This is a genomic window from Cytophagia bacterium CHB2 (assembly GCA_030263535.1).
In the GTDB taxonomy this organism is placed as follows: domain Bacteria; phylum Zhuqueibacterota; class Zhuqueibacteria; order Zhuqueibacterales; family Zhuqueibacteraceae; genus Coneutiohabitans.
On record SZPB01000316.1, the window covers coordinates 1 to 7,406 of the forward strand.

The following is a 7,406-nucleotide window of genomic DNA, read 5'->3' on the forward strand; positions in this document are numbered from 1 at the left end:
ACGATGCGCAATTGCACACGGCCATCGCGCACGGCTTCTGGCGGAATCTCCAGCCAGCCGCTGGTAAAGGCTTCACGTCCGACATTGACGGGCGCATGCAACTCATTTTCATCAGCGTAAAAGGCTTGTTCAACAACACCGAAGTAACTGACATAGCGCGCGCGCGCTTCGTAAGAAACACCCGGGCGCAGATCATCGAAACTATAAATGACTTCTTGTGCATCTGTAACCACGGTTTGTTCAGGCGCATTGTTTTCAGCAAGGCGGCGACCGCGAATGCGATGAACGTCATGCGCTGCGCTTGCGCCGCAATCCTCGTAGTAATACAACGGCAGATAAAAAACCGAACTCTCTTCGACACCCGGCGGTTTGTTGTAAGTGGATTGCAGCGTCTGGCGCAGCTTGTAATGGCCGGGCGCAATCATCTCGCCATTGCTTTGACGGCGATCCCAAATCATGCGCAACTCACCGGCGTTTTGCCAGGAAGCGGCTAGCACAGCCATGGACTCATTACTTTTGGCAGATACCACTTCAATTGTTAAATGGCCTTCATCCGTTAATACGCCGTCGAGCTGTAATTCGGATAGTTCCGGTGACAGGCGCGCTTGCTTGAGCTGAAATTCAATGCCAAGCTCGTAGCGCCGTCCGCCGGATTGCTCGGTCCAATTTTCCAGAAGAAATGCTTGATCATATCCTGACCACAATTGCCGGCCATCAGCCAGGATCACGCTGCCGAACAACGGATTGAAGCGCAGTGGCTGAAAGTTGGTATCGTCAGTTGCCAGCACGGCAAGCGAGTTCAGCGCGGGAGAAAATTTTTGAATTTTGCGCATGGCCGTATCGGTGAGATAAACATTACCCCAGTGATCGGAAGCCAACGCGCCCGGCGTCATCTCGGCCTCGCCTTGATAGGTATTCAAAACGGCGATCGTTTCACCATCGAAGTAGAGTCGATAAACCTGCCGCGTGCCCGCATCCGCGAGATAAATGTGGCCGTCGCTGCGGCCTCCAAAACGGCCCAACGCAAGACCGGAAAGATTGCGCCAATCTTCATGATGATAATGCACAAGACGAGAATTCGATTCATCGCCAATACGATATGCTAAGAGCGTGGCATCTCCGGCATCGCCAACCCACAACAGGTCATCATTCTTGTCGAAGATGGTGCCGCGATCATCCCAGGCCAATTCCACCGGTTGCAACAATTCATCCTGTCCAATAACGCCGCGATAAACCAACGACAGATCGTGCGCCGCACCGGCAAGCTGCAAGATGAGCACGCGCCGGTTGCCAGTGTCTGCGACATAAACAAATCCTCGTTGATCCGTCACGATGCCAGTGGGCCGTTGCAGCGCCACGCCAGTATCTTTTGCATCACAGGCTTTGATCCAGCGTTGGTAATCTCCGTAAACGATGCGATTCCACGCTGGATCGGTAATGAATTGCACATAATTGGCAATCACATATGGCGATTGCGTTCGTTCTTGAACTTGTGCAAACAAGGCGCTTCCATGTGACATGCTGAAGAGGCGGCGCTGCAGCTTCTCTGCCGTTACGCTGCGTGAAAGCGTGTTGATTTGATATGCGCGGGAGATCGGTTGGGCGAGAAAAGTTTTGGAAGAAGGCGCAGAAACGCCCGCGAGCACGGAGAAGCCCTCGGCAATCGTTTTTATTAATTGCTCTGCGGCGGACGACGCAAAAAATGCGGGTAGATAAGACAAGCCTTCTGCTTGCACAAGCTGCCAATGGCCGCCTCGATGTTGAAACCGCAGCTCGCTGCGCGCCAGAACGCCGCCGGCGTCGCGAACGCGAAGCGTGCAAAAAGCCAGGTCCTTTTCGTATGAAACATTTGATGTTTCCAAACGCGCCTCACGGCGTGCGCGTCCGGCGGATTCACGGCGCAAAGCAGCCTGCAGAAAAGCGGCGCGCCCATTTAATTGCCCAAGCTTTGTGAGCAAATGATCGCCATTTTTTTGCAAGACTTCTGCATCTGCTGCTTGAGCAAGCGGCGCTTCGTGATAATCTTCTGCCAGCGCATTGAGATACAAGTAGGGATCATTTGTTTCGATGCCGTCTCGTATTCGTTCGAGCAGCAGCGCCAACGCCATCGGCTCGTTTGCCGCGACCTGGTGATAGCCCAGCGCTTTCGGAGACGGCGTCTGGCCCAATGCCGGCACACCGATAAACCATAAATAAATCATGCTAAACAGCCAAAGCAACTTACACCACTTATTGTTCATGGGCATCTCCTCTTCCGGCGGCTGCGCTGGCGTTCCTCATGCCTGCTTGTTCATTGGAGACGTTCTTTTGAACAAACAGCATTTTTGAACGGACGGCAAGCGCCGGTTAGTAACTGAAATTCAAACCGACCTGATAAATATTGGCCGTGAAATTATTGGAGGTAAAAAAGCGCTCGTATTTGATTTCGAGCGTCGAGCGATCGAGTAACGGGAGTTGTGCGCCCAGTCTGTCCAATTGATACTCGACTTGAAAGCCAAAGAGATGGGAGTTGAATGGCTCGAGTTTGTAATCGGCCGTGAAATACGTCGTCAGGCGATCGAGCGGATAATCAATCCGGTAAAAATAAGCGCTGGTTTGCGTGTAAAACCGGTAGCGATACCGCAGCAGCAGCCGCTTTGACATGGTTTGATAAAATTTCAAACCGAGTGTATGCGAACGAACGCCCCAATCATCGCCGTACAGCCGGTAATCCAGCCACACGGCAGCGTTCGCCGGTTTGAGGAAGGTGTTGAGCTTCACAAAGCCGGCCATGCGCAAACGCTGCTGCGGATGCGTCTCCAACGTGTAACCCCCGTTCACAAAAACGGTGCGATACGGGTTGCTTTGAAAACCGCTGGCGCTGGAAATATCCGCGCCAAAACGCATACTGGTTACCGGTGATAGTGACTGCGTAATCGTCGCATCAAAAATAAAATTTCGTTTCGTAAACGCGGTGTCGCGGCCCAAAGGTTTTATAGTATCCCAACCGAAACTGGCGGACAGCGCCAGATTGGTGTTTTTTTGATTGAAATCTTGATTATAGCCGACGCCGAGCAAACGACCGACATAATCATTCTCACCGGAATAATAAATCGTTGCGGCCCAGCGCTCGGCGCTTAAACTGCCAACAACTTCATTTCTGTTTTTGATGTAATTCGCATTGGGATTCGCAGCGTCCACGGGTTTCGAGGCGCCGGTAATGCCGTCCGTCGGCAACGGTTTTGCCGAGATGCCGCGATACGGTGGAATGGTGACTTGATCAAGACTGTATTGCAGCGTGAGCGCCGTATTGCGCGCCAAATCTTTAACGAATTGCAACGAAGGCGAGCGCACCAACAAGCCGCCGCTATCCGTGAAGAAATGCGTGCGCAACGCCACCCGGTCGTCGGTGAAACTCATCGTCGCCGTACCGAGCACCGCGACGATGATTGCCAGGCACAAAATTATCCGCAAATAGGAATGCATGCGCTTCATTGTCGTGTATCGTTAGAGGATCGTCCTGATCAGGGAAAATGGCATAGCCGGCGTGTGAACACGTCAAAATCTCCGCGTCCGTGCGGCCAGGTGAAAGAGGTCGGATTGCAGCTCATACAAATCCGAAACTGAATTTACAGCTTCGTGATTGCATGCCTCAGATCTCACAAACCAAATCAGGCAAGCCCCGCTGGTGCCCTGCGTTTTATTGGAGTTATTCTCCCAAAATTCGAAAAAATACGCTCGCCAGCTTGGGGGCGCACTTTGATTACAAGCCTTGTGCCACAGCAAGCGGCGAGTTTTTGCTTGACATTCGCTGACTTTTTGGTTAAAAAATCGTCACGCTGCACACTATAAATTAGGAAAGATGAGATGCCCACTCCCCAAAAATTCACCGTCGGCCTCGTGCAAATGGCCATGAGCAAAGACGGCGAGGCGAACGTTGCCGTCGCCACTCACTGGATCAAAGAAGCGGCGCGGCAAGGCGCGCAAGTCATTTGCCTGCCCGAACTGTTTCGCTCGCAGTATTTTTGCCAAACGGAAAATGTGGCCTTGTTCGATCTTGCAGAACCGGTGCCGGGACCGACGACCAAAGCCTTGCAAGTTGTCGCGCACGAACAAAAGGTCGTGCTGGTGGCGCCCGTGTTCGAGCGCCGCGGCCCGGGAGTTTATCACAACAGCGCTGCCATCATCGATGCCAACGGCGAGATCATCGGACTCTACCGCAAGATGCACATTCCGGATGATCCGGCGTATTATGAAAAATTTTATTTCACGCCCGGCGATCTTGGCTTTCAGGCATTTGATACGAAAGTCGGGCGCATCGGCACGCTGATCTGCTGGGATCAATGGTATCCCGAAGGTGCGCGGCTTACGGCCTTGCGCGGCGCGAGCCTCTTGTTTTATCCGACCGCTATCGGTTGGCATCCGCACGAGAAAGCGCAATACGGCGCAGCGCAGCGCGACGCCTGGCGCACCGTGCAACGCGGACACGCGATTGCCAACGGCATTTACCTCGCGGCTGTCAATCGTGTTGGCCACGAGATTCCTGCCGCTGGAGGGCCCGGCATTCAATTTTGGGGATCATCGTTTATCTGTGATCCGCAAGGCGTGTTGCTGGCTGAAGGCAGTGAGGACAAAGAAGAAGTTTTACTCGGTGAGATCGATCTTGGGCATCTCGAAGAGATTCGACGCAATTGGCCGTTTCTGCGCGACCGGCGCATCGATGCGTATGGTGACATCAAAGCGCGTTTTCTGAATGAGGAGCCGTGGCAAACAAAATCTTAACGCAAGAGGCTAACACGCCGGCAAGCCTGGGCTTTCGCATGCCCGCGGAATGGGAAAAACATCAGGCCACCTGGCTGGGCTGGCCGCACAATCGCACGGATTGGCCGGGCAAATTCGCTCCGATTCAATGGGTTTACGGCGAAATCGTGCGCAAGCTCGCCCCCGGAGAAATGGTGCGCATTATCGTCGCAACCCGGGAGCATGAAGCCAAAGCTCATAAACTGCTGACTCAAGCCGGCGTTGATTTGAAGCGCATCGCGTTCGTTCGCTTTCCTACCAACCGCGGCTGGACGCGCGACTTCGGCCCGATGTTCGTTACCCGCGAACGGCCCGCATCTGAATTGGCCATTGTCAATTTCGGTTTCAATGCCTGGGCGCGCTATTCGGATTGGCAAAAAGACAACACTGTGCCGCCGCGCGCGGCGCAGGTTCTCGGCTGCAAAATTTTTCGCGCGCAACATAACGGCGGAGATTTCGTGCTGGAGGGTGGCAGCATCGACGTGAACGGTCGCGGCACGCTGCTCACCACCGAGGAATGCCTGCTTGACCCCGTCACGCAAGTGCGCAATCCGGGCATGAGCCGCGCGGAAATCGAAACGATGATGCGCAATTATCTCGGCGTTACGAATATCCTCTGGTTGGGCAAAGGCATCGCCGGCGACGACACCCACGGCCATGTTGATGATCTCTGCCGTTTTGTGACGCCCGACACCGTCGTGCTCGTGGAGGAAAAAAATCCTGGCGATGAAAACTATAAACCGTTGCAGGAAAACCGCGAGCGGCTGCAGGATATGCGCCTGGAAAACGGCGCAAAAATCAACGTCATCCCCCTGCCCATGCCGGCGCCGCTTTACTTCAAAGGCATACGTTTACCCGCGAGCTATGCGAATTTCTACATCGCGAATGCCGCAGTGCTCGTCCCCACGTTCAATGATGCCAATGATCGCCATGCGCTTGGCATCCTGACAGAATTGATTACCGATCGCCCGGTGATCGGCATACATGCCGTGGATTTGGTCTGGGGCTTTGGCACGCTGCATTGCTTGACGCAACAACAACCTGCGCTCGCCGGCAATCAGATTGCAGATGATTGATTCAATCGCTGCAGAAAAAGGACAAATATCATTTCGCAAAGACGCATCAAAACTCTTCTTTGCGGTATCTCTGCGGCTTCGCGCCTTTGCATGTTTTTTCCATCTCAGGGTGCTTGCCTCAAAACTTCGCGGTTTCAGACTTTTTGCTGATTATGAGCATCGTCAAAGCCGAAGGCATTGTCATTCACACGATGAACGTGCGCGAATCGAGCAAACTGGTAACGCTGTTCACGCGCGAGCATGGCCTGCTTAAACTCGACGCCAAAGCCGCGCGCACCAGCAAAAGCCGGCTGCGCGGAAACCTGGAATTGTTCTCCGTCGTTCATCTGGTCTATTATGAGAAGGAGAATCGCGAGCTGCAATTCATGAGTCAAGCAGAGCGTCTCGAGGGCTTTCCGGAATTGCAGACGGATTTGGAAAAGCTGGGCTATGCCTCCGCTTGTTGCGAATTGATCCGGCGGACGCAAGCCGGCGTCGAGGCGAAACCGCGCTTGTATCCCGTTTTGCTGGAAACGCTGCGCGCGATGAACACAGCGCAGGAGCCGCGCCTGCTCTTTTGGGGATTTCAGATGAAGTTGCTGGGCATGCTCGGCCTTGCCCCCAATTTGCAGTATTGTTTGAATTGCAAAACGCCCAGCACGGCCTCGGGTGAGCACGGCGATGCTGCTGTCTGGCATTTTCACGTGACGCGCGGCGGTTTCATTTGCCCCAACTGCGCCGGGCACACCGGCGCTTTGCCGCTCAGCGGCGAGAGCCTGCGCGTGCTCTCGAATTTTCAAACGTGGCCGCCGGCCAAACTGACGCGATTCAAAATTTCCCCGGCCGCAACCGCGGAGATTGCCGCTTTCTTTCGCGCCTACCTTTCGCATCATTTGGAGGAAGCCGGCGCGCTTTCATCATTAAAATTTGTTAAAGAGATTAAACAAGACTTGCAAACCCGGCAAAAGAGTTGATTGGTTTTTGGCGAGAAACTGAGTATATTTTCGAGCAGACAAAAACGACCCAACGATTACTTTGACAAAGGCAAAGCAAAAACCGAACATGACTGACGACAAAAAACTCATGGATAAACTCGTGGGGCTGTGCAAGCGCCGCGGTTTTATTTTTCAATCCAGCGAAATTTACGGCGGCTTGAACAGTTGCTATGATTACGGCCCGCTGGGCGTCGAGCTGAAGCGCAACGTCAAAGACTTTTGGTGGAAGGCGATGGTGCAGACGCGCGACGACATCGAAGGGCTTGACGCCTCGATTCTCATGCCCCCCCGCGTGTGGGAAGCGAGCGGCCATGTGGCAAATTTCACCGACCCCATGGTGGATTGCAAAGAATGCAAGGCCCGTTTCCGCGCCGATCAAATCGAAGGCGCGATGTGTGCCTCGCCCGCCTATAAAGGCCGCAAAGCGGCCAAATGCGCGGAAGAAGGCAAATTCACCGAAGCGCGGCTGTTCAATCTCATGTTCAAAACGTTCATGGGTCCGGTGGAAGACGCGGCCAACGTCATTTACTTGCGCCCTGAAACGGCGCAGGGCATCTACGTGAATGTGTATAACGTC

The 7,406-nt window shown here is 53.9% G+C and carries 6 protein-coding genes; 4 read left to right on the top strand and 2 right to left on the bottom strand.

Annotated elements, in window-relative coordinates:
• Together FBQ85_23185 and FBQ85_23190 are read right to left on the bottom strand one after the other, a co-directional pair.
• The coding region (locus FBQ85_23185; protein ID MDL1878047.1) for a hypothetical protein at positions 1-2,246 on the bottom strand (2,246 nt) is incomplete at its 3' end.
• Between the two features lie 100 nt (positions 2,247-2,346).
• Positions 2,347-3,474 (bottom strand): DUF3570 domain-containing protein, encoded by a 1,128-nt coding sequence (locus FBQ85_23190; protein ID MDL1878048.1) that lies wholly within the window; start codon positions 3,472-3,474, stop codon positions 2,347-2,349.
• 372 nt (positions 3,475-3,846) lie between these two features.
• Between FBQ85_23190 and FBQ85_23195 the strand changes: the two genes are divergently transcribed.
• The 4 genes from FBQ85_23195 to FBQ85_23210 all read left to right on the top strand — a co-directional run.
• Positions 3,847-4,761, top strand: a complete 915-nt coding sequence (locus tag FBQ85_23195; GenBank protein MDL1878049.1) for a carbon-nitrogen hydrolase — start codon at positions 3,847-3,849, stop codon at positions 4,759-4,761.
• Between the two features lie 38 nt (positions 4,762-4,799).
• The gene (locus tag FBQ85_23200; protein ID MDL1878050.1) at positions 4,800-5,855 is read left to right on the top strand and encodes an agmatine deiminase family protein; all 1,056 of its coding nucleotides are present in this window, start codon (positions 4,800-4,802) and stop codon (positions 5,853-5,855) included.
• A 152-nt stretch (positions 5,856-6,007) separates the two neighbouring features.
• Positions 6,008-6,808 (top strand): DNA repair protein RecO, encoded by an 801-nt coding sequence (recO, locus tag FBQ85_23205; protein ID MDL1878051.1) that lies wholly within the window; start codon positions 6,008-6,010, stop codon positions 6,806-6,808.
• Positions 6,809-6,917: 109 nt separating this feature from the next.
• Positions 6,918-7,406 (top strand): glycine--tRNA ligase (locus tag FBQ85_23210; GenBank protein MDL1878052.1); only part of this gene is annotated, 489 nt, incomplete at its 3' end.